This window comes from Thalassospira sp. MCCC 1A02491, assembly GCF_001613785.1.
Lineage (GTDB): Bacteria > Pseudomonadota > Alphaproteobacteria > Rhodospirillales > Thalassospiraceae > Thalassospira > Thalassospira povalilytica.
In genome coordinates, this window is the sequence record NZ_LPVX01000004.1 from 15,947 (window position 1) to 36,670 (window position 20,724).

Below are 20,724 nucleotides of genomic sequence, written 5' to 3' on the forward strand. Positions count from 1 at the left end.
CCCTTGGCGATCAAGCCGACATTCACATAACCGACAAAGATCATTCAGGACGAACTTTCATGAGACTGGTTCAATACAAGGATACCGCGGGTGCGCAGCATGTTGCCGTGGTCGAAGACGAAAATACCCTTATCCCGCTCAAGGGCGTTTCCACCACCCGTGAACTTGCGACCATCGCGCTTGCCAAAAACATGACGATGATCGAAAAGGCGAAAATTCGCATGGGGGACGACCGCGTTGATTATAACGAGGTTGTCCGTGACGGACGCCTTTTGCCGCCGATTACCCATGTTGATCCGGCGCATTTTCTTGTCACCGGGACCGGGCTTACCCATCTTGGTTCGGCCTCTGCGCGCGCAAACATGCACAAGGCCGATAACAAGGCCGCCGATGAAACAGATTCCATGAAGATGTTCCGCATGGGCGTCGAAGGTGGCAAGCCCAAGGCCGGTGAGCATGGTGTGCAGCCCGAATGGTTCTATAAGGGCGATGGATCCATTGTTGCCAATCCCGGGGCGGCGATCCCAAGCCCGTCCTTTGCCCTGGATGGCAGTGAGGAACCGGAAATTGCCGCGGTTTATATCATTGACCATGACGGAACCCCGGTGCGCATTGGCTTCGCGATCGGGAACGAGTTTTCCGATCACGTGATGGAACGTCAGAACTACCTGTATCTGGCGCATTCAAAGCTGCGCCATTGCGCGATGGGGCCGGAATTGCTGCTGGGGGATCTGCCAAGCCATGTCGAGGGGACCTCGCGTCTGTATCGCGATGGCAAGGTAATCTGGGAAAAGCAGTTCGTCAGCGGCGAAGACAATATGTCGCACTCGCTCGCCAATCTTGAATATCACCACTTCAAATATGACCTGTTTCGCCGCCCGGGTGATGTGCATGCGCATTTCTTTGGCACGGCGACACTCAGCTTTGCCGATGGCATCACGACACAGGACGGTGATGAATTCGAAATTTCATCTGCCCTGTTTGGCCGCCCGATCCGTAACCGTCTGATGGTTCAGGCAGAGCGCCCGGTGGTGGTCAAAGCCATCTGATTTTTCGGGAATTCCTGTAATTCCAAAGGGCGTAAAAGCCCAGTCTCCCTCCGAACGACACCAACTTCCCCCGGCGCCGCAATGTGCCGGGGTTTTCTTTTGCCGCATTGGCGATGCAGGCGTAACATGCCTGAAAATAAAGTTCGGCCTGCAAAAAGGAGCGTTCAGATGAGGAAGGTGATTGTATCGGCCTTTGTGTCGGTTGATGGCGTGATGCAGGCTCCGGGCGGCCCGGACGAAGACATCGCCGGCGGATTTGAATTTGGCGGCTGGACTTTCCATTATTGGGACGCGGAAATGGGCAAGATCATGGGGGATCATTTATCCGCATCCTATGATCTGCTGCTGGGGCGATATACCTACGATATTTTTGCAGCCCACTGGCCCTATGCCGGCGATGATGACCCGATCGGGCAGAAATTCAACAGTGTTACCAAATACGTCGCGACATCCGATCCCGACAGTCTGAGTTGGCAAAATTCGGTGGCGCTTGATGGAGACATTATCGATGCCATTCGCACGATTAAGGCGGGGAATGGACCGGATTTGTTGACACAGGGAAGCAGCAAGCTTGTCCAAGCCCTTATTGCCAATGATCTGGTTGATGAATATCGCCTGTGGGTGATGCCCGCCATCCTTGGCAGGGGCAAGCGCCTGTTTGGCAACGACGGTGCGCCAACCAACCTGACGCTGGTTTCAAGTCAGGCCTTTTCGACGGGCGTGTGCCTGAATATTCTGCGTCCGGACGGAGCTGTTAAATGCGGGTCTTTTGCCCATCACGCCCCGTCGGATGCTGAACGTGAAAGACAGCGCAAAATGCGCATCGCCGAAGGGCTTGCCTGATTTGATCGAAGCCTATGAGCAGGGTGGTCAAATGTAAAAAAAAGCAGCGGATAACCCGCTGCTTTTTCGTTTGTCGTGTGATCTGTGTTGCAGGTGGTGCGAGGGATCAAGCCTGTTCGCTGACAGCCGGGGCGGGGCGCAAGACAGCGGTAACAACGACCGAGGCAACGACAAGGGCGATGCCGCCAAGTTCAAAGACGCCAAGTGCGCCGATGAAATCAAACATCACCCCGCCAATGATGGCGCCAGCCGCGATTGCGGTTTGGAAACCGGCAACCAGAAGTCCGCCGCCGCTTTCGGCTTCATCGGGAACCATGCGGGTGATCCAGGTCGACCAGGCGACCGGCACACCGCCAAACGCCATGCCCCAGATCGCGACCAGAACGATGGTCGGATTAAGCGCGCCATTGATCAGGACCATGGCAAGGGCGCAAAGCCCCATGATGAAGGGCATCAGGGCAATGGTCATGCGCAGTGATCGCGCAATCAGCGCACCGGCCAGATGGGTGCCGAAAAAGTTGGCGACCCCGAAGCCCAGCAGCACACCGGAAATCCCGGCCGTTGCCACACCCGTCACGTTTTCAAGGAACGGGCGGACATAGGTAAACAGGGCAAAGTGCCCGGTAATGATGATGACCAGTGACAGCAGCCCGAATTTCATGCCCGGACGATTGATCAGGTCAACAAGGGTGCGCAGCGATGCGCGTCCGCGCGGTGGCAGGGATGGCAGGGTTGCGAATTGTACGACGAAGGTAATGACGCCGATCCCCGCAGCCAGCAGGAAGACTGCACGCCAGCTGATGATATCGCCAAGGAAGCTGCCCACCGGGGCGGCAAAGACGGTGGCGGCCGAAACGCCACTGAACATGATGGCCAGCGCACGCGGCACATGGTTTTCGGGCACCAGTCGCATGATGGTTGCTGCCGACATCGTCCAGAAACCGCCAAGGGCGATGCCCAGAAGCACGCGGCCAACCAGCAGGAAGGCAAAATTTTCCGCCGACGCAACGATGATGCTTGAAACCACCAGCAATATCGAGAAAGAAAGCAGGACATTGCGGCGGTCAAACCGACGGGTGACAGTGGCAATCAGAAGGCTTGTGATCAGGGCCAAAAAGGCCGTTGCCGAAATGGCCTGACCGGCGAGGCCTTCGGATACCGAAAGGTCGGACGCAATCGGAGTTAGAAGACTGACCGGCAGGAATTCGGCCGTGACCAGCCCGAATACCCCCAGTGTCATTGAAATGACGGCGGCCCATGCAGCAGGTGCTGGCGCGACGGCGGACGTCTGCGCAGGCCGGGCGTCGGATTGTGGTTCACTCATGCGGAAGTCCTTTTGAAGGTGTTTGTGCATTGCACCTAAAATAGACTGGACCGTTCGGACGATCTATGACAGTTTGTCTGAGTTAATTGATCAATCGTCCGGAATGTCATGTCCCCCATCCCGAATGCCGCATTCAACAGCCCGTCAAACCATATCGAAGGCCAGTTCAACGAAGCGGGCCATGATATGGTCAATGACCTGCTGTCGGGGGTGCGATTGCGCGGGCTTGATTATCGCCGGATCGAGATTTCGGCACCTTATGGCCTGCGCTTTGGCGAGGATATGGATGACACCCGTGCCTGGTTTCACTTTATCGGGCAGGGTACAGTTCATCTGCGCACCAAAAGCGGGGCAGTGCATGTTCTGGGTTGCGGGGATGCGGTATTGCTGCCTTGTGCGGGCATTCACGATCTTTATAGCGAAGATGGCGTTGCCATGCGCAGTGTCGATGCCTTTGAAAAGGCACCGCTTTGCGATGCGGCGTCTGAAATCCGGGCGTGCGAAGCGGATGCCTGCCGGTCAAAGGACAATCTGATTTTCAGCTGTGCGATGGAATTTGATCTGGGGTGGCTGCATCCGCTGGCGCATCTTAAGCCCGAAGTGATGCATATCGAAACGGTGCCCGATCATGATCCGCAAATTCCCGCGATCCTGGATGTCATGACCAGCGAATTGCGCGCCAAGCGCCCGGGCTATGGCGTGATCCTGACAAGGCTTGCCGATGTGGTGGCGGCCGCCATCCTGCGACGCTGGGTCGAGGCGGGCTGTGATGTTTGCGGCTGGGTCGAGGCCGTGCGTGATCCCAAACTTGCGCGGCTGCTGGCCGCCTTGCACAAGGAGCCGGGCCGTAACTGGTCGGTTGCCGATATGGCGTCGGAAATGGGGATGTCGCGATCGGTCTTTGCCGAACGGTTTGTTGAGCTGACCAAGGCCACCCCGCAGCAATATCTGACCAATTTGCGCATGCGTCTGGCCAGCCAGTGGATCGGGCGTGAAAACCTGTCACTTGACGAGGTTGCCGAACGGCTTGGCTATGCCTCGGTCGCGGCATTCAGCCGCGCGTTCAAGCGCACCACGGGCAAATCACCCGGCGCCATCCGTCACATGGACTACGCCGCGCCGTAAAGGGCCTGGCGGGCGGTTTGTGTTGCTGATCGCAGATGATCAAGCAGACTGTCGCGATGCTGGCCAAGGATTGCCGGTGATGCGCCGAAAACCGAAAAGCCTGAAATCATTTTGCCATGCTGGGTCGTGATCGGAACAGCAATGGCATAAATATCATTTTCACGTTCGCCATTATTGGTGGCAAAGCCCTGTTGACGGATCGTTTGCAGTTCGTCCCGAAGGGTTATTATGTCGGTGATGGTGTGATCGGTCATGCCACGGAGTTGGGCGTTCTTGAAATAGCGGTCCTGATCTTCAGAGCCCATATGCGCCAGCCATAATTTGCCATGGGCCGTGCAAAAAGCATCCAGTTTCGAGCCGATCCGGATATCGACATAAAGCGGCCGGTCGGGCAGGGATTTGGCGATGCAGACCGCCATGTCGCGATCAAATTCGGTCGCCATGCAGGCTTCCCCGGTGTCGCGCGCCAGCTGATCAAGGATCGGCTGTAACAGGGTGGGCAGATTGTCGCCCTGAAGAACCCGTTCGCCCAGATCGGCAAACATATATCCCAACCGGAAGACCCCGCGTGACGTGGCGCGCAATGCGCCGGCATGGACCAGCGTGTGCAGGAAACGGTGGGCGGTAATCATATTGATGCCAAGCGCGTCTGCGGTTTCCTTTGCCGTCAGTTCGGATTTCCCCGCCGCAAAAATATCCAGAATTTTAAAGGCCTTGAGGACAGATCCATTGAGCTGGCTGGTCATGATTTTCCATTCACATAAAACGCCACGGGTCAAAGTCGGACGCGATGCTTGACGCCGCCCGGATTTCAATAATAAACTATATTATAAATCATATTTCAAATATAGAAATATTGAAAGAGCAAAACAAGAGGCGTCTGATGACAAACGACACGCGTGACAAATCCGGTCAGATTACCCTGACCGCCGGCGGGGCGGTTCTGGCCCGCATGAAGGCGATCGGGATTGATTATATCTTTGCCAATTCCGGCACCGACTTTCCGCCGATCATCGAAGGTCTGGCCGAAGCCGCAGCAAAGGATATCGATCTTCCGCATGCTTTGATCATGCCGCATGAAAATGCGGCGATGGGCATGGCGCATGGCTATTACCTTGCGACCGGAAAAGCGCAGGCCGTTATGGCGCACACCAATGTCGGTCTTGCCAATTGTGCGATTGGCGCGATCAATGCCGCGACCGAACATGTGCCGGTCGTTCTGATGTCGGGCAGAACCCCGGTGATGGAAAAGGGCCGCCTTGGCGCGCGCACCGTTCCGATCGGCTGGGGCCAGGAAATGCGCGATCAGGCGGCCTTGGTACGCGAAAGTTCGAAATGGGAATATGAACTGAAGTTCCCCGAACAGGTGCCCGAAGTCGTTGATCGTGCCTATGCCATCGCATCATCGGTGCCCAAGGGCCCTACCTATGTCAGTCTGCCGCGTGAGGTTCTGTGTGAACCCTGCCCGGGGGACGAGATTGACGGGCCGCTTCGCATGCAGCCGGTACCGGTTGCCCCGCCGCAAGCCAGTGTCGAGCAGGCCGCCGACATTCTTGCCAATGCCAAGAACCCGGTGATCATTGCCCAGCGCGGGACGGGAACAGCCGAGGCGTTCGGCCGTTTTTCCGAGCTGGTCGATCAATGGGGCATTCCGGTCGTGCAATATTGGGCGATCCAGCTTGCCATTGGCACCGAACATCCGATGTTTGCCGGGATGGATCCGGCACCCTGGCTTAAGGATGCCGATGCGGTGGTGGTGATTGATTGTCTGGCGCCCTGGTCACCCGATATCCACACATTGCGTCCCGATTGCAAGGTGGTTCAGATCGGTCAGAACCCGCTTTATTCCCGTTTCCCGGGGCGTAACTTTGCCGCCGACATCTCGCTTGTTGGCGAGACCGGTGATGTCATCATGATGTTGGCAGATGCCATGGATCGTCGTCATGCCGATCATGCCGCGACCTGTTCGGATCGTCGGGGCAAAATTGCCACGATCAATGCCGAAACCCGCAAGAAAGCACTGGCGATGGCCGATGCCGGGGCAGTGGACCCGATGACCAAGGCCTTTGTATCGCGCTGTCTGTCCGATGCGATTGCCGGTCGTGCGGCAACGGTGTTTTCCGAGCTTGGCTGTCCGCTGGAGCCGCTTTCACTTTCGGAACATGGCAGCTGGTATCAGGAACCGCATTCCGGTGGGCTTGGCTGGTCATTCCCGGCATCGATGGGCTATCAGCTGGCCGACAAGGACAAGCTTGTGGTCGCAACCATGGGCGATGGTTCCTACATGTTTGCCAATCCGACGGCATGTCATCAGATCGCCGAGGCGCTGGAACTTCCGATCCTGATCCTTGTTCTCAATAACAATGAATGGGGGGCGGTGCGTCAGTCGGTGGCGGGGATGTATCCAAACGGCTATGCGGCGAAAACCAATGAAATGCCGCTGACCGCGCTTAAACCCAGCCCGGATTTCACCAAGGTCGCCGAGGCCAGCCGTGCTTGGGTCGCCAAGGCCAAGCGTCCCGAAGACCTGCCGGGTATTCTGCACGATGCCATCAAACATATCGACACCAAGCGCACCCATGCGCTGGTTGAGGTAACGATTGCGCCGTAAGGCACGATCGTTGCAGTCGCCATGTTGTCACGCCCGGCCTTGTGCCGGGCGTTTTGCGTATTAATGCCTGCTTTGTTGGCAGAATGGAATCCCTGCTTGCATCCTGTGCAATTTCATTATTTCATTGCGTAATGCTTTGAATTGCCTGCCCGGAAGGAGCCAGTATGGATCGTGTTGTCGGAACCTCGGGACGGATTGCGTTTGCCAGCGCGATGCGCAACCTGCTTGCAGATGTTTATCCCGAACACGATCACGAAGCATTGGTGCTGCGCGTTTTTGACGAGCTTGGCCTGCCGGTCGAAGGTGACGGGCCGGAACCCAAAGAGGAAAACCTGCGCAAATGGGATCAGCGCGATGCGTTTCTGATCACCTATGGCGACAGCATCCATCAGGACGGCAAAAAGGGTCTGCAAAGCCTTGGCGAGTTTCATCGTAAATGGCTGAAGGACTGGCTGACGGGTATCCATATCCTGCCATTTCATCCCTTTACATCCGATGACGGATTTTCAGTCAGCGATTTCAGCCAGCTTCGCACGGAACTTGGCGATTGGGGCGATGTCGAGGATCTGGCAAAGCATGGCACGGTGATGGCCGATCTGGTGGCCAATCATATTTCGGCGTCGCATCCCTGGTATCAGCAATTTCTGGCCGGTGAGAAGCCCGGTGTCGATTACATCAAAACCGCAAGCCTTGAAGATGATATTTCCGATGTGGTGCGCCCGCGCAGTCATGCGTTGCTGAATGATGTCGTGACCAAGGATGGCGAAAAGTTCGTCTGGTGCACCTTCAGCTATGATCAGGTCGATCTGGATTACGGCAACCCGGATGTGTTTTTCGAAATGCTGCGCGTGGTGCTGAATTACCTGAAGCATGGTGTGCGCGTGGTGCGGCTGGATGCCATCGGCTTTATCTGGAAAGAAGTCGGGACGACATCCATCAATCTTGATCAGACCCATAAACTGATCAAGGCCATGCGGCTGGCCTGCAATGCGCTTTATCCCGATGTGCTGTTTATTACCGAAACCAATTTGCCGCTTCTGGAAAACCTGTCCTATTTCGGCAATCAGGATGAAGCACACCTGATTTACAACTTTTCGCTGCCGCCGGTGATCATTCATGCGTTGCTGAGCGGGCGAAGCGACTATATCCGCAAATGCATCATGGCGATGCCGCCGGCCCCGGCGGGCTGTACGTTCTTTAACTTTACCGCCAGCCATGATGGCATTGGTCTACGTCCGGCCGAGAACCTTATTCCCGATGAGGATATTGATGGCCTGCGCGAGCATGCGCTCAAGATGGGCGGGCAGGTCAGTTACCGCGCGCTTAAGGGGGGCGGGCAAAAGCCCTATGAGCTCAATGTGACGCTTTACAGCATGCTGGCTGAAAACTTCGCCGGTGAAGCGACCATGGGGCTTGAACGGTTTGTGATGAGCCAGGCAATTGCCATGTCGCTTGAAGGGATCCCGGCGATCTATGTCCAGACCATTCTGGCAACGGAAAATGATCAGGCGGCTTATGAGGAAACCGGTATTCCGCGCCGCCTGAACCGCAAGATCTGGAAGCTTTCCGATGCAGAACGGGTTCTGTCCGAAGATGGTCCGGCCAAATCGGCGTTTGATCAGTTGCGCGCGCTTATGTCGATCCGTATGGGGCAACCTGCCTTTCACCCCAATGCCACGCAATATACCCTTAATCTCGGCCCGGATTTGCTGGGCATCTGGCGGCAGTCGCATTTGAATGAACAAAGCATTTTCTGTGTCTTTAACCTGACCGAGACCCAACAGGATCTTGATCTTTCGAAGATCAATCTGATCATGACCGAAGGCTGGCAGGATTTGATTACCCAGCAAGTGATCGAAGATTACGACGGCATCATGAAACTGGCGCCCTATCAGATCGTGTGGATTTCCAACCGGGACGGGCGCAACCGCACCGAAAGCCGGTTGCTGCAACGCTATCGGGATGCCATGCCGGTCTGATCGGTTTTTCAGATTGTGCAAAAAATACGCAGCCGATGCGTTTATCGTTGCGTCACAAAATGTGCTTTGCAAAACTCGTGTCCTGATTGCAGGACATAGAGGGCAATTTACGCACATGGCGTATGCGCAGGAAATCGAAATTCCGCACTTGCCCGAGGATACAGAAAGCCGCGTCAGAGCCTATTACGAGGTTTGGCAAGCGGCGGCAAAGGGCGGCAAGGTTCCTGACCGAAAGGTGCTGAACGGTCATGTTCTGGCGCCTTGGGTCGATGATATCTGTATCTATGAATATCTTCCGCAAAAGCGTGATTTTATCATCCGCATCGATGCTCCGAACATCATCGAGGCCAGCGGCGAAGATTATCATGGCTGTTCACCCCGGCAGATTGATCTGGATTTTGGCACCACATTGCACGCGACATTGCTTGAGGTGATCGATCACGGCAAGCCGGCCTTTCACCGCATCGGTTATGAACGCAAGGTCTGGGAAGAATGGCTGCGTCTTTTGTTGCCTGTGCGGGCAACCGACCGGCAGGGGCGGCTTATCGAACAGGTTTTCGTCACCCACTTCTTTTATCGCGGGGCATCGTGATTATTTGGCTTTCATACTTGTTTCGGGGCGTGATTTCCCCACGTGCATATCTGGGAAAATGCCATGATACCATCACGCGCGCTTGAATCAGCAGACACCGAACTGGACGGGTTGCCCGAGGACGTTGATGTCCGGGTCATTGCGCTTGTCGACACATGGTATGATGCATGGACCCAGACCGGGGTAAACAGCGTGCCGTCACGCGCCATTCTGAATGCGGAACGTCTGATCCGATGGCGCGACGAGATCAGTGTTTACGAATATCTGCCGGTCCGGAATGACTTTTTGGTGCGCATCGATGCACCGTCCATTGTTGCTGCCACGGGCGAAAATTTTCAGGGATCAACCCCGCGCGAGATCGACCTGAAATATGGCACCTGTCTGATGGCGGCATTGCTAAAGACAATGTACGAAAAACGGCCGACTTTCCATTATGTGAATGTGGCCGGAAATCATGCCAAACACCGCCATTGGTTGCGTGTCCTGTTGCCGGCGCAAACCATGGACCAGTTTGGTGACCCGATCTATCAGGTGCTTGGCGCACGTTTCCCCTACGAGCCGATGCACTATATCTGACGGATGTGCAATGGCTGGGCTTGGTGGTTCGCATGACAAGGAAGTGCCGCTGGATCGGCTTGGCGCGGATGCACCGGCCGGGGCGCATGCGCTTTTGGCATTGTGGGGCCGGGCTGCTGCACGCGGCAGAATTCCGACCCGTTGCGACTTTACCCCGGATACGCTGTCCCCATGGATTGATGATATCAGCATCTATGAATATCACCCGGACAAGGATGATTTTCAGATTTTGCTCGAAGGTGAAAACATCATTGCACTGACCGGCGAGGATTGGCGCGGTGCCTTTGCCCGTGAAGTGGATTGTCATTTTTCAACTGCATTGCATGCGGCCCTGTCCGCTGCACGCAAAACAGGCAAGCCGCAAATCCATCATTTGCAGATCTTTCAAAAAGACTGTCGCAAAGGGGTGCGGCTGTTATTGCCGGTGGTTCTTGAACGAAAAGGCCAGGAAGACGTTCTTCAGGTCTTTCTGGCCATATTTCCATTCCCCGATCATACGCAATAGCAACGAACCGCAAGCGCGTTCGAAGCCGCGTGCCGGATCAATTCCCGGTCTTAACCCTTGCCGATTTCGGTGTCGTTCAGATCTTCTTCAACTGCACTTGAAAGATGTTCGAAAATGTCGCCCATCGCACTTTCAACACGCTGCCAGCTGGGGATGAACGGGCTCTCAAGCGGGTTGTCGAGATAGTGCTGACCGGCACTGATGATGACTTCCGACAGAACCTCGACGCATTTTTCTTCTTCGTCGCGATTGATTTTAAGGCCGTTAAACAGCGCATCGGCACGGTATTGCTCAATCAGGTCGAGTGCCGCGCGATAATAGGTTGCCTTAAGGGTGCGGAATGTCTCGTGCGAGAAAATCGTGCCCTGTGTCGCCAGTTTGCGGAACAGGGATTTGGCGATGTCACCCGCCATACGGGACAGACCGTCATCTTTTTGCGCCGGGTCGAATTCGCGGTGCTTGTGGTCATAGATATCGGCGATATCGACCTGGGCCAGACGATGGACCGTGTGATTGCGATACATTTCCGAAAGCATGGAAATTTCAAGCCCCCAATCGGACGCAACCCGCAGGCCATAGGCAACATCGGTGCGGATTGCCATTTCACCGGACAGGGAATAGCGGAAACAATCGAGATAATTCAGGAAATCGGTCTTGCCGACCACCTGTTTCAACGCCCGGATCAGCGGGGTGACAAACAGGCGACATACCCGGCCCTTGAGGGTGCCATTGGCAACACGGGCGTAATATCCCTTGGCAAAGGCGAAATTGAATGCCGGATTGGCGATCGGATACATCAGCTTGGCCGGAAGATCGGGGGTATAGGTCGCAATGTCGCAATCATGAATGCCGATCACGGAACTGCGCCCCGATGCCAGGGTATAGCCCATGCAATACCAGACATTACGGCCTTTGCCCGGTTCGTAACGGGCCAGACCAAATTCATCAAGCCGGTCATGAACGCCGCGCAGGCGCGGCCCGTCATTCCACAGAATGCGCACATGCTGCGGCAGGTCTTTGAAAAATTCGCGCGCATGAAGATATTGCTGCGCATTGGCGCGGTCCAGACCCACGACGATCTGATCGATATAGGTCGCCTGTTTGAGCCCATCGACAATTGTCGTCATGGCCGGGGTTTCAAGTTCCGAATAAAGGCAGGGCAAAATCAGGGTCTGGCGCCTTTGGCGGGCAAAGGCAGTCATTTCATAGGCGAGTTCTTCCGGGTTGCGGTCAAGAATGCGATGAAGGGTTGTGATCGGGCCACCCTGATGGAAATCAGCCATGAAGTACCTCGCTGTTTTTATTGGTATTGGTTAACTGGTCGAGAAGGTCGTTAATCGCAGCGTCCCAGCCCGCAGGTCCGGGGGCGGGCGCGATCCGAAGATTGGCATGGTCAAGCAGCGGCGATGTCCGCGCGCCATGTTTGGTTGGAATCTGAATGGCAAAATCGGCTTCGGCCAGCATCGGGATGTCATTGGGGGAATCCCCAAGCGCGATGGTGGTGAACCGTTTGGGCAGGGAGGTTTCGTTTTTGCCGGTTTGCGACAGGGCAAGCCATTGCAGAATACGTTTCATGGCTTCGCCCTTGGTCGAGGGGCCGCACAAGGTGTGGAAACGGCCACCCTTGACCAGTTTCAGGGACCATTTTTCGGCAATGGCGCGCGCGGTGGTGACATCCTGCTTGCTGGGTTGCCAGATCAGCGGATCGGAACAATGGCGCTGACCGGCGCGAATGGCATCGTCAAGCGGAAGACCGGTTTCCGATGCAATGATTTCCGGCTCGACGGTTCGAAAACTGCCAACAGGGACGGAAACGGCATCGCGGATCTGATTGCGCGCAGCATCGATTGTTTCGGATGACGGGCCAGCCTGTTCGATTTCGCCATTCAGGGAAATGACGCCGCCATTTTCACCAATCAGCCCGTCAAACAGCATGGATTGCTGATTGATATGTTCAAGTTCGGCAAGTGTTTTCGAGGATACGGCGATCAGAGGGATGGCAAGCTGTTTCACGCGATCAAGTGCCGGACGGGCGGCGTCCCAGCCATAGGTGTCATGATCAAGCAATGTGCCGTCAAGGTCGGTAAAAATGGCGATGGCGCGGCTGTTTGGCATCATCCCGTTCTGTCGCGGTTTTTGACATGTGCAAGACCGTAAACTGGTCTCTTGGTCAGAAGCTTATCACAGTGATCGGGGCGGATCGACCTTTGGGAAGGTTAATTTTTGATCACAGCGATAATTTGATCAAAAAACATGCGATGGCGTCGGGCGCGCAATACCGGTTTGAGGACGGATGCGTATTTTCCTCTTCAATATCACCAAATGATGTTATTGTTGGTATGACATTGATCCATCAATGGTTTTTCAGCGCCTGTCACGGTCACATTTTCCGGAGATGCCTATGGGGTTATATCGGGAAGCGCATGTGCGATGGTTGCAAAGAACAGTTGTCATCGGGTTCATATGTGTTGCGGTCATCCTTGATGTCGCGGCAACCGCCCGTGCCGGATCGGTCATTGTGCCGGCAAAAGGCCAGAATACCCACAACCAAGCCAACACCCAAACCAACACTGACCCCCATGCCGGTGGCAATGTTGGCGATGATGCCAAAAGCCGGGCAGGGGATGTGATCCGTATCGGCGATGCCCGGCAAACCGGTCCGGGCAAATTGAAACCCGGATATGAGGTCTGGGTAGCGGTGGGCGAATGGCCGCCGATGATCAGTGAAACACTTCCTGATTTCGGCAAACATGCCAAACGGTTCCAGACGATTTTCAGTGCGATGGGATTTGACGTCCGGTTCATTTTTGTGCCCTGGCAACGGGCCTATGAGCAAACCCGTCAGGGCATCTATGTCGCGACATTTCCGTGGCTTCGGACAGTCGAGCGCAGGGATGCCTTTCATATTCCGCGCTATCCCATCGCCCAGGCCCATCAAAAGGGATTTTACAAAAAGTCCCGTTTCCCCGAGGGGATCGATATCAACGCGTTGCGCGATGTTGTCGGGCTTGGACTGCGTCCGGTCGGGATTGCCAGTTACTGGTATGAACAGGAATTCAGACGGCTTGGCATCGAAGCCGACATTGTAAATAACCCGGAATCCGCCTGGCGGTTTCTGCATGCGGATCGGGCCGATATCCTGTTTGAAGAAGAAGCCGTGGGCTGGCACGACCTGACCGGGCTTTTGGGCGAACAGGTGGCCGCACGTTATGCCACCACCAACACCATTACAACAAATGACATGTTCATTCTGTTTTCGCGCAAACATCCGTTCGGCGCGGAACTGATGCAGGCCTATGAAACCTTCATGATGTCGGATGACGGACAGGAAATCTGCAAGGAATGGGCGTTGTGCAAATCCGATTTTGTCACAGCCCCCGGGACGGCCGATGGCGGGGATCAGGCGCCATCTGGGCAACTGAACTGAGCCAGACCAGGCGGTGATTTGGCCGCAGGAGCCAAAACCAGATCAAACCCGATCCATAACCAAATGTGGATACGTGTTCGATTTGTCCAATCATTATCCCGGTTTGTCCATTCTGTCCAACTGCGAACAGGCGTATTCTTTCCGCAATGGAATGGTTCTTATTCCAATAAAAACCAACAACCGTGATCTTGTGAGGAAGCCGTCATGCATGTCCCTGTCGTCATTATCGGTTCCGGCCCCGCCGGTTTGCTTCTTTCCCATCTGTTGCATGTGCAGGGAATTGATTCCGTCATTCTGGAACGCAAAAGCCGCGACTATGTTGAAGGCCGCATCCGTGCCGGTGTTCTTGAAATGGGGACAGTCGACCTGATGAAACGGGTCGGGGTTGATGCCCGCATGAACAAGGAAGGCATCATTCACGGCGGCATCTATATCAGTGTGAACGGCAAGCGCACCCATGTGAATATGGAAGAGCTTACCGGTGGATCAACGGTGATGATCTATGGCCAGACCGAAGTCACCAAGGATCTGATCGCAGCGCGTCTTGCCCATGGTGGCGAAATCGTGTTCGAAGCCGAAGATGTCAGCCTGCATGACATTGATGGTGATGCGCCGCGTGTTCGATATGTCAAAGACGGCAATGAAGTAGAACTGCGGTGCGACTATATTGCCGCATGTGACGGGTTCCATGGTGTCGGCCGTAAGACCCTTCCGGGTGTTCAGGAATTCGAAAAGGTCTATCCGTTTGGCTGGCTTGGTGTTCTGGCCCATGCAAAGCCGGTGGCCGATGAACTGATCTATGCCAAGCATGACCGCGGTTTTGCGCTGTGTTCGATGCGTTCGGAAACGGTTGTGCGCCATTATGTTCAGGTGCCCAGCACCGATAAAATCGAAGACTGGTCCGATGACCGTTTCTGGGCCGAATTGCGCACCCGCCTTGGCGAAGAAGATGCCGAACTGGTCAATGAAGGCGAAGTGTTTGAAAAAAGCATCGCGCCGCTGCGCAGCTTTGTCGCCGAACCGATGCAGCATGGTCGCCTGTTCCTGGCGGGCGATGCCGCCCATATCGTGCCGCCGACCGGTGCCAAGGGGCTTAACCTTGCAGCCAGTGACGTGCACTACCTGTCCGAAGCCCTGATCGCGAAATACAAGAAAAACCGCGAAGACCTGCTTGCGACCTATTCCGATACCGCACTTGCACGCGTCTGGAAGGCAGAGCGGTTTTCCTGGTGGATGACCTCGATGCTGCATACTTTCGGGGATCAGAACGAATTTGACGGCCGCATTCGTGATGCCGAATTGCAATATATCCTGTCATCCAAGGCAGGATTGACCAACCTGTCGGAAAATTACGTCGGTTTGCCTTACTGATTGACGTAACGGGGATACCCACCCCCGTCGAAGAGTACCCACTCTTCATTTCCGCCCAGAAATTTCCGACAGGAACATGGAACGGCCCGCAGCCCACGCGGGCCGTTCTTTTTTTGGGCAGTTGGTACTCAACCGTTCCCGGTGCCGAAAACGATCATGAAATCGGTCTGGGCCGGGCAGGCAAAATCACCAATCGCATCGTCATAGGCAAAGCGATAGACATGCGTTGAGACCGGTGGGGCCAGATTGGTGACATAGGTCGAATTGTTTGCGCCAATAACACCGGTCGCTTGGTCACAGGTTTTCGATGATTTGTATGTCCCGGCACAGCAAAACAGATCCTGATTGCTGTCATTATTGACCTTGGCGTAGCTGCACGGGCTCATGCAGCCCTGATATTTGCCGTTGCTGGTGACCGTCAGGTCCCATTTGGCAGGCGCATCGCCCTTGTTATAGCCCTGTGGCAATTGCGAGCTGCTTTGACAGGTCTTTTCACTGTCAGTGATCCGGGCAAGAAAGACATCCGGGCCATATTTGCCGGCCCCGAGAATATTGGAATTTTCCGGCGGCACGGTATAGGTGCAATAGGTCGGCTTTGCCGGATAGCCGGTGACCGAAATGTTGTATCCGTCGACCGCCGAAATATCAAAATTGGTCGAACCTTCCGGGGAAGGGGCGCCGTTATTGATCGGGACGGCCTTGTGGGTGAATTCAATCTTGGTGGCATAGGGGGTTTCGCCTTTGCCATATCCGCCGGTTTCCACCCAGTCGTCACTTGCCGACTTTTTATAGGCCGTAACGGTAAAGCCATAGGATGTCAGACCGGCAAGCGGCGTTTGGGCGGGTGTCGTTCCATCCCCATCGACATAAAAGGTCGCACTTTCCCCCTTGGCAATTTCATAAAGATTGAGGTTGTTGGTGCAGTTGGAATTGTCCGGGTTGGCCGAAACCGTGCAATGTTCACCGATGCGGATCTGGGCGTATTGGGTATCGTTCTTGAAGGTGATCTTGCGTTTGGCGTAATCGACATTGGTCGGGTTTGTCGGGGCCTGATCAATCGCGGGCCAGGCAATTGCCCCCATCGCCAGGGTATAGACATTGGAATTTGCGACCGGCTTGTTGATCACAGCCCCCGGGCAGGTGGTTGTCGTGGCGATCTGGCCGTTTGTCAGGACCATGTTACAACCGTGCCAGGCCGCATTTGAATCCTGATAATAAAGGGTAAAGCTCGCATTCGTCGTTCCCGGCGCATAGTCGCCAAGGAAGGCTTGCTGGGTTGTGGCGTACAGATAATCGACCTGTGTGTCATTCTGATAGACATAGACCGGAAAACTGATCGCAGATCCCGGCAATTGCCACATCAGATAGCTGGTTGTTGTTGCCGCCGCATGGGCGTAGACCGGAAGGGAAAATGTCAGCAAAGCTGCACATAAAGTACCTTTGAAGGAACGCAAGAAACTTCTGAACATTGTTTAAGGCTTTCAATTACATGAATGATGGATTGAGAAGCGGTCGCATTCAGGACGTTTTGCCATGGCAATTGTGATGGCAGCACGCACATCAGGGCAATCGATATCGACCGGGTCGACAGGATCCCGGTGCCACTAAAACATCACAATTGAAGATGGAACCAAAGCCGGGCGGGGGCGTTTAGGGGGTGTTGCTGTTTTCAAAACAACAGGAGAAAACCATGGCGACCAAGACCGAGACGACTGCAGATACCGCAAAGCTTCAGGCCGATGTTGATGCCCTGCGCAATGATCTGGCCGAAATCACCAAAACCCTTAAGGCAATGGGTGGTGATGCGGCACAGACCAGAACACAGGCGGCCGCAGAACGCATTCGTGAAGTTTCCGGTCAGGCCCGTGAGCAGTTTGATCACGCACGCGGTGTGGCCGTGGATCAGGTTCGCGAGAACCCGCTGGCATCTGTTGCCGTGACCTTTGGCGTTGGCCTGCTTGTTGGCCGTCTGCTGCAGAAATGATTGATCAACTGACAGATAGTCTGGCTGATCTGGCAAGAGCCGCGGCACGCAAGTGCGCGGCTTTTGCCGCCATCGCGATTGTGATGTTGATCGGGGCCGGTTTTCTGCTTGCGGCGATCTATATGGCGCTTGCGGCATCGTTTGGTGCGATTGCTGCTGCCACTGCATTGGGTGGAACGCTGGTGACGCTGGGATTGATTGCACTTGCGATCATTCTGCAACGTGATCCGGGTGATGCGGTGGATCAGCCCGATGCCGATGCGCAGATGGCAACCGGGCGCAAATCCGAAGACGACATGCTGTTTGATCTTTTGTTGCATTCCGCAGTGACCGGTTACGCCACCGGACAGGGCAACAAGCCGCGCATGCAGACCGGGTTCGAACAGATCGTCGGCGATCTTGAAGCACTGGGCGTTTTTGATCGTCCGCCGGGGCGTGTGGATACGGCGCCGTCAGATGAAGATCACGATACAAAAATGGCGGGATAGCATCAGCTTCCCGCCATTTTAATTTCGATCGGGTCCCGGCCTATTCGCCGTGGAAATGCACCGTGCCGATATAGGGCAGGTTGCGGTTGTTCTGGGCATAATCGATGCCATAACCGACCACGAATTCGTCAGGAATATCAAAGCCGCAGAAATCAATCGGGATTTCGACTTCGCGGCGCGACGGCTTGTTCAGAAGCGTGCAGATTTCCAGACGGTTCGGATCGCGGGTTTTAAGCAACCGCACAACTTCCGACAGCGTATAGCCGGTATCAATGATGTCTTCGACCAGAAGCACATCCTTGCCACGGATCTGGCCATCCAGATCCTTGACGATGCGCACATTGCGCGAACTTTCCGTAGAGTCGCCATAAGATGATGCGACCATGAAGTCGACTTCGACCGGAACGGTCAGTTTGCGGGCCAGATCAGCGATGAAAACAAAAGAGCCCCGCAACAGTCCGACAACAATCAGTTTTTCCGTGTCTTTGAAGCTCTCGTTGATCTTGGCGGCAAGCGCGTCGATCTGGGTGGCAATTTCGTCCGCCGTGATCAGCGGCTTGACATCATAATCGGCCATAAATTCTGGTCCTGAAGCGTTGGGTTGTGATGTTTGGCTTGCTAGCACACGAAGGTCGCTATGACCAGCCTGTGAATGGTAACAGAAGTATAATCCCTTAGATTGCAAACAGATTATCGCGCCTTGGGCGAGGCAAATTGCGCCATTGCGCGGCAGAGGTGCGCCACGACGCAGGCAATGGAAAGCCACCCATCAAGATGTTGGCGAGACGAGGCTGTTTTCAATGGTTGAATGCGGGATAAGTGATTTGAGATTACGGCTGCGCACCAGGTTCAGGAAAGCCTGTGCGGCGGGTGGCAATGTGCGCCCTGATCGCCAGATCAAGCCGATCTGGCGCAACAGCACCGGGCTTTCAAGCGGCCGGAAAATAAGCGGTGAACGCCCCAGAACCGGCAAGGTCAGCGATGGCAGGGCGGTAATGCACAGACCTTGTGACACCAGCGCACCGGCGGTTGCCAGATGGGCAACTTCAAACCGCGGACGAAACAGGAAACTGTTTTGCGTACAGGCTGCATCAATGACGGCGCGCACACTTGTTTCACGCGACATGGCGACCATCGGCTGTGACAGGATTTCTTCCCACTTATATGTGCGTTCTTCCTGAAGAAAACTTCCGGGTGCCCCGACGGCGATGAACTTGTCACTCAGCAGGCGTTGAAAAGACAGATTGTCGCTGTCTTCGACCACATCGGCGGTAAAGCCGATATCGGCACGGCCCATTTCAACTTCGCGCAGCACGCCTTCTGAAAGCATGTCATTAAGCTGAACATCAACATTGGGATGGGCATCCATGAATTCGGCAATCAGCGGCGGCAACAGCCCGGCGGTTACCGATGGCAGTCCTGCAATCGTCAATTTGCCGCGCCGGGTATTGAGATAGGTATCAAATTCAGCCAGTGCGGAATCCGTGGTGTTCAGGATCCGTTCGGCGAGTCTGAGAAACATTTTGCCCTGATCGGTCAGCGCAACATTGCGCGTGTCACGGTCAAACAGGCGGGCCTGCGTGCGTTCTTCGATGCGGCTGATCTGGCGGCTTAATGTTGATCCGGAAATTCCAAGTCGTTGAGCTGCTTTGCGAAAACTGCCCGTTTCTGCCAAAAGACAGAATGATCGAATTTCGTCCGTATCAAGATTGATGCGTTTCATGCATCAATTATCTCACTATTTGATCTTCCTGCAATAAAAAAACTGAACCACACTTTCGGTCCGTCGAAAAAATCAACGTCAAAACAAATCGACGGAACGTCAAACATGCCGTTAAAGGCATAGGGAGGAATACATTATGAAATTCACGAAACTCGCCTTGGCGGGCGCGCTTGCCATTGGTCTTTCCGTACCTGCATTCGCACAGGACAAATTGCTGATCGGGTCAACGTCGGCATCATCATCGCATTACGGTTATTTCGTTTCTGTCGCCAAGCTGATCAATGATGCCGATAACGGTATCGAAGCATCGGTTGTCGAAACCGGGGCGACCATGGATAACCTGCGCCGTATCGAGCGCAACCAGATCGACCTTGGTCTGGTGACCACCAACGTCGCCCAGCACGCCTATTCCGGCAGCAAGGGTTTTGACGGCAAGGCGATGGAAAATCTGGGTCTGCTTTGGGTTTATACCGGCGCCCCGCAGAACGTTATCGTGCGCGAAGATGCCGGCATCAACAGCCTGGCCGAACTTGCCGGACAGCGTTTCAACCCGGGTATCAAGGGATCGGCAACCGAAAGCACGACCGAGGCGGTGTTTGCCGCACTTGATCTGTCATCGGATTATGTACGCGGATCGACCACCGATGTTGTCGACATGATCAAGGACAACCGTGTCAGCGGATATGTGAAATCCGGTGCGGGTCTTAAGCTCGATAGCTCTACCCTTGATATCGCGACCTTTACCCCGATCAAGGTGCTAAGCCTGACCGATGCGCAAAAACAGGCACTGATCGAAAAAATGCCTGACGTTTCGGTGGTGGATATCCCCGAAGGTGCGGCTGATGGCATTCCGGCCTATTCGACCTGGAGCTTTGGCGTCGGCGTCGGTGCATCGTCAAGCCTGTCCGAAGACGCGGCCTACAAGATCGTTGATGCCATCATGGCTGACAAAGAAGTGCAGGGCGCGGCAATGGCCAGTGTGAAGGGCGTCGATCTTGCCAAGCTGACGCTGCAATATGCCACCATTCCCCTGCATCCGGGTGCGGCGAAATGGTTCCGCGAACATGGATATGACATCCCCGCGAACCTTGACCCGGCCAAACAATAAGAAACCAGAATAACAGGGG

At 55.1% G+C, this 20,724-nt stretch carries 20 protein-coding genes; 13 read left to right on the forward strand and 7 right to left on the reverse strand.

All coding sequences use genetic code 11. The features are described from left to right. Positions 1-59: 59 nt before the first annotated feature. Entirely contained in the window at positions 60-1,049 is a 990-nt protein-coding gene (gene araD1, locus AUQ42_RS02200) for an AraD1 family protein (RefSeq protein ID WP_068517328.1), read from the forward strand. Positions 1,050-1,217: 168 nt separating this feature from the next. Further along, positions 1,218-1,892 carry a dihydrofolate reductase family protein gene (locus AUQ42_RS02205; RefSeq protein ID WP_068517329.1) on the forward strand — a complete coding sequence of 225 codons (675 nt, stop codon included), beginning with the start codon at positions 1,218-1,220 and terminating at the stop codon, positions 1,890-1,892. Between the two features lie 106 nt (positions 1,893-1,998). Here the strand turns inward: AUQ42_RS02205 and AUQ42_RS02210 are convergent, their stop codons facing one another. Then, a complete protein-coding gene (locus AUQ42_RS02210; protein WP_068517330.1) occupies positions 1,999-3,216 on the reverse strand; it encodes an MFS transporter in 1,218 nt (405 codons plus the stop codon). Positions 3,217-3,324: 108 nt separating this feature from the next. Between AUQ42_RS02210 and AUQ42_RS02215 the strand changes: the two genes are divergently transcribed. Further along, positions 3,325-4,341 carry an AraC family transcriptional regulator gene (locus AUQ42_RS02215; RefSeq protein WP_082817684.1) on the forward strand — a complete coding sequence of 339 codons (1,017 nt, stop codon included), beginning with the start codon at positions 3,325-3,327 and terminating at the stop codon, positions 4,339-4,341. Here AUQ42_RS02215 and AUQ42_RS02220 read toward each other — a convergent pair. Continuing rightward, positions 4,326-5,087: an IclR family transcriptional regulator gene (locus AUQ42_RS02220; RefSeq protein ID WP_068517331.1), complete on the reverse strand. Its 762-nt coding sequence runs from the start codon at positions 5,085-5,087 to the stop codon at positions 4,326-4,328. The genes AUQ42_RS02215 and AUQ42_RS02220 overlap by 16 nt on opposite strands. A 137-nt stretch (positions 5,088-5,224) precedes the next feature. On the opposite strand from AUQ42_RS02220, the gene AUQ42_RS02225 reads away from it, so the two are divergent. The 5 genes from AUQ42_RS02225 (at position 5,225) to AUQ42_RS02245 (ending at position 10,604) form a co-directional block, all read left to right on the forward strand. Further along, on the forward strand, positions 5,225-6,952 hold the full coding sequence (locus tag AUQ42_RS02225; RefSeq protein ID WP_068517332.1) for a thiamine pyrophosphate-requiring protein: 1,728 nt from the start codon (positions 5,225-5,227) through the stop codon (positions 6,950-6,952). Positions 6,953-7,116: 164 nt separating this feature from the next. Beyond that, positions 7,117-8,931 carry a sugar phosphorylase gene (locus tag AUQ42_RS02230; RefSeq protein ID WP_068517333.1) on the forward strand — a complete coding sequence of 605 codons (1,815 nt, stop codon included), beginning with the start codon at positions 7,117-7,119 and terminating at the stop codon, positions 8,929-8,931. 115 nt (positions 8,932-9,046) lie between these two features. After that, positions 9,047-9,523: a hypothetical protein gene (locus AUQ42_RS02235; RefSeq protein WP_068517334.1), complete on the forward strand. Its 477-nt coding sequence runs from the start codon at positions 9,047-9,049 to the stop codon at positions 9,521-9,523. 63 nt (positions 9,524-9,586) lie between these two features. Continuing rightward, the gene (locus tag AUQ42_RS02240; protein ID WP_068517335.1) at positions 9,587-10,099 is read left to right on the forward strand and encodes a hypothetical protein; all 513 of its coding nucleotides are present in this window, start codon (positions 9,587-9,589) and stop codon (positions 10,097-10,099) included. 10 nt (positions 10,100-10,109) lie between these two features. Further along, positions 10,110-10,604 (forward strand): hypothetical protein, encoded by a 495-nt coding sequence (locus AUQ42_RS02245; protein WP_068517336.1) that lies wholly within the window; start codon positions 10,110-10,112, stop codon positions 10,602-10,604. A 50-nt stretch (positions 10,605-10,654) separates the two neighbouring features. Here AUQ42_RS02245 and AUQ42_RS02250 read toward each other — a convergent pair whose 3' ends face one another. Together AUQ42_RS02250 and AUQ42_RS02255 are read right to left on the reverse strand one after the other, a co-directional pair. After that, positions 10,655-11,887, reverse strand: a complete 1,233-nt coding sequence (locus AUQ42_RS02250) for a glycosyl transferase (RefSeq protein ID WP_068517337.1) — start codon at positions 11,885-11,887, stop codon at positions 10,655-10,657. After that, positions 11,880-12,719, reverse strand: a complete 840-nt coding sequence (locus tag AUQ42_RS02255) for a mannosyl-3-phosphoglycerate phosphatase (RefSeq protein WP_068517421.1) — start codon at positions 12,717-12,719, stop codon at positions 11,880-11,882. Before AUQ42_RS02255 ends, AUQ42_RS02250 begins: the two co-directional genes overlap by 8 nt. Before the next feature lie 286 nt (positions 12,720-13,005). Here AUQ42_RS02255 and AUQ42_RS02260 point away from each other — a divergent pair, with 286 nt between their 5' ends. After that, positions 13,006-14,031 carry a hypothetical protein gene (locus tag AUQ42_RS02260; protein WP_068517338.1) on the forward strand — a complete coding sequence of 342 codons (1,026 nt, stop codon included), beginning with the start codon at positions 13,006-13,008 and terminating at the stop codon, positions 14,029-14,031. Positions 14,032-14,235: 204 nt separating this feature from the next. Then, complete coding sequence (gene pobA / locus AUQ42_RS02265) at positions 14,236-15,402, forward strand: 4-hydroxybenzoate 3-monooxygenase (RefSeq protein WP_068517339.1); 1,167 nt, start codon at positions 14,236-14,238, stop codon at positions 15,400-15,402. A gap of 128 nt (positions 15,403-15,530) precedes the next feature. Here pobA and AUQ42_RS02270 read toward each other — a convergent pair whose 3' ends face one another. After that, the gene (locus tag AUQ42_RS02270; protein ID WP_197460760.1) at positions 15,531-16,856 is read right to left on the reverse strand and encodes a thaumatin family protein; all 1,326 of its coding nucleotides are present in this window, start codon (positions 16,854-16,856) and stop codon (positions 15,531-15,533) included. A 236-nt stretch (positions 16,857-17,092) separates the two neighbouring features. Here AUQ42_RS02270 and AUQ42_RS02275 point away from each other — a divergent pair, with 236 nt between their 5' ends. Then, positions 17,093-17,386, forward strand: coding sequence for a YqjD family protein (locus AUQ42_RS02275; protein ID WP_068517341.1), 294 nt, complete (start codon positions 17,093-17,095; stop codon positions 17,384-17,386). Then, entirely contained in the window at positions 17,383-17,874 is a 492-nt protein-coding gene (locus tag AUQ42_RS02280) for a hypothetical protein (RefSeq protein ID WP_068517342.1), read from the forward strand. Before AUQ42_RS02275 ends, AUQ42_RS02280 begins: the two co-directional genes overlap by 4 nt. 40 nt (positions 17,875-17,914) lie before the next feature. On the opposite strand, the gene hpt is transcribed toward AUQ42_RS02280, so the two are convergent. Continuing rightward, on the reverse strand, positions 17,915-18,451 hold the full coding sequence (gene hpt, locus AUQ42_RS02285) for a hypoxanthine phosphoribosyltransferase (protein ID WP_068517343.1): 537 nt from the start codon (positions 18,449-18,451) through the stop codon (positions 17,915-17,917). A gap of 192 nt (positions 18,452-18,643) precedes the next feature. After that, complete coding sequence (locus tag AUQ42_RS02290) at positions 18,644-19,597, reverse strand: LysR family transcriptional regulator (RefSeq protein ID WP_068517344.1); 954 nt, start codon at positions 19,595-19,597, stop codon at positions 18,644-18,646. A gap of 136 nt (positions 19,598-19,733) precedes the next feature. Here AUQ42_RS02290 and AUQ42_RS02295 point away from each other — a divergent pair, with 136 nt between their 5' ends. Next, positions 19,734-20,705: a TAXI family TRAP transporter solute-binding subunit gene (locus AUQ42_RS02295; RefSeq protein ID WP_068517345.1), complete on the forward strand. Its 972-nt coding sequence runs from the start codon at positions 19,734-19,736 to the stop codon at positions 20,703-20,705. Positions 20,706-20,724: the final 19 nt, after the last annotated feature.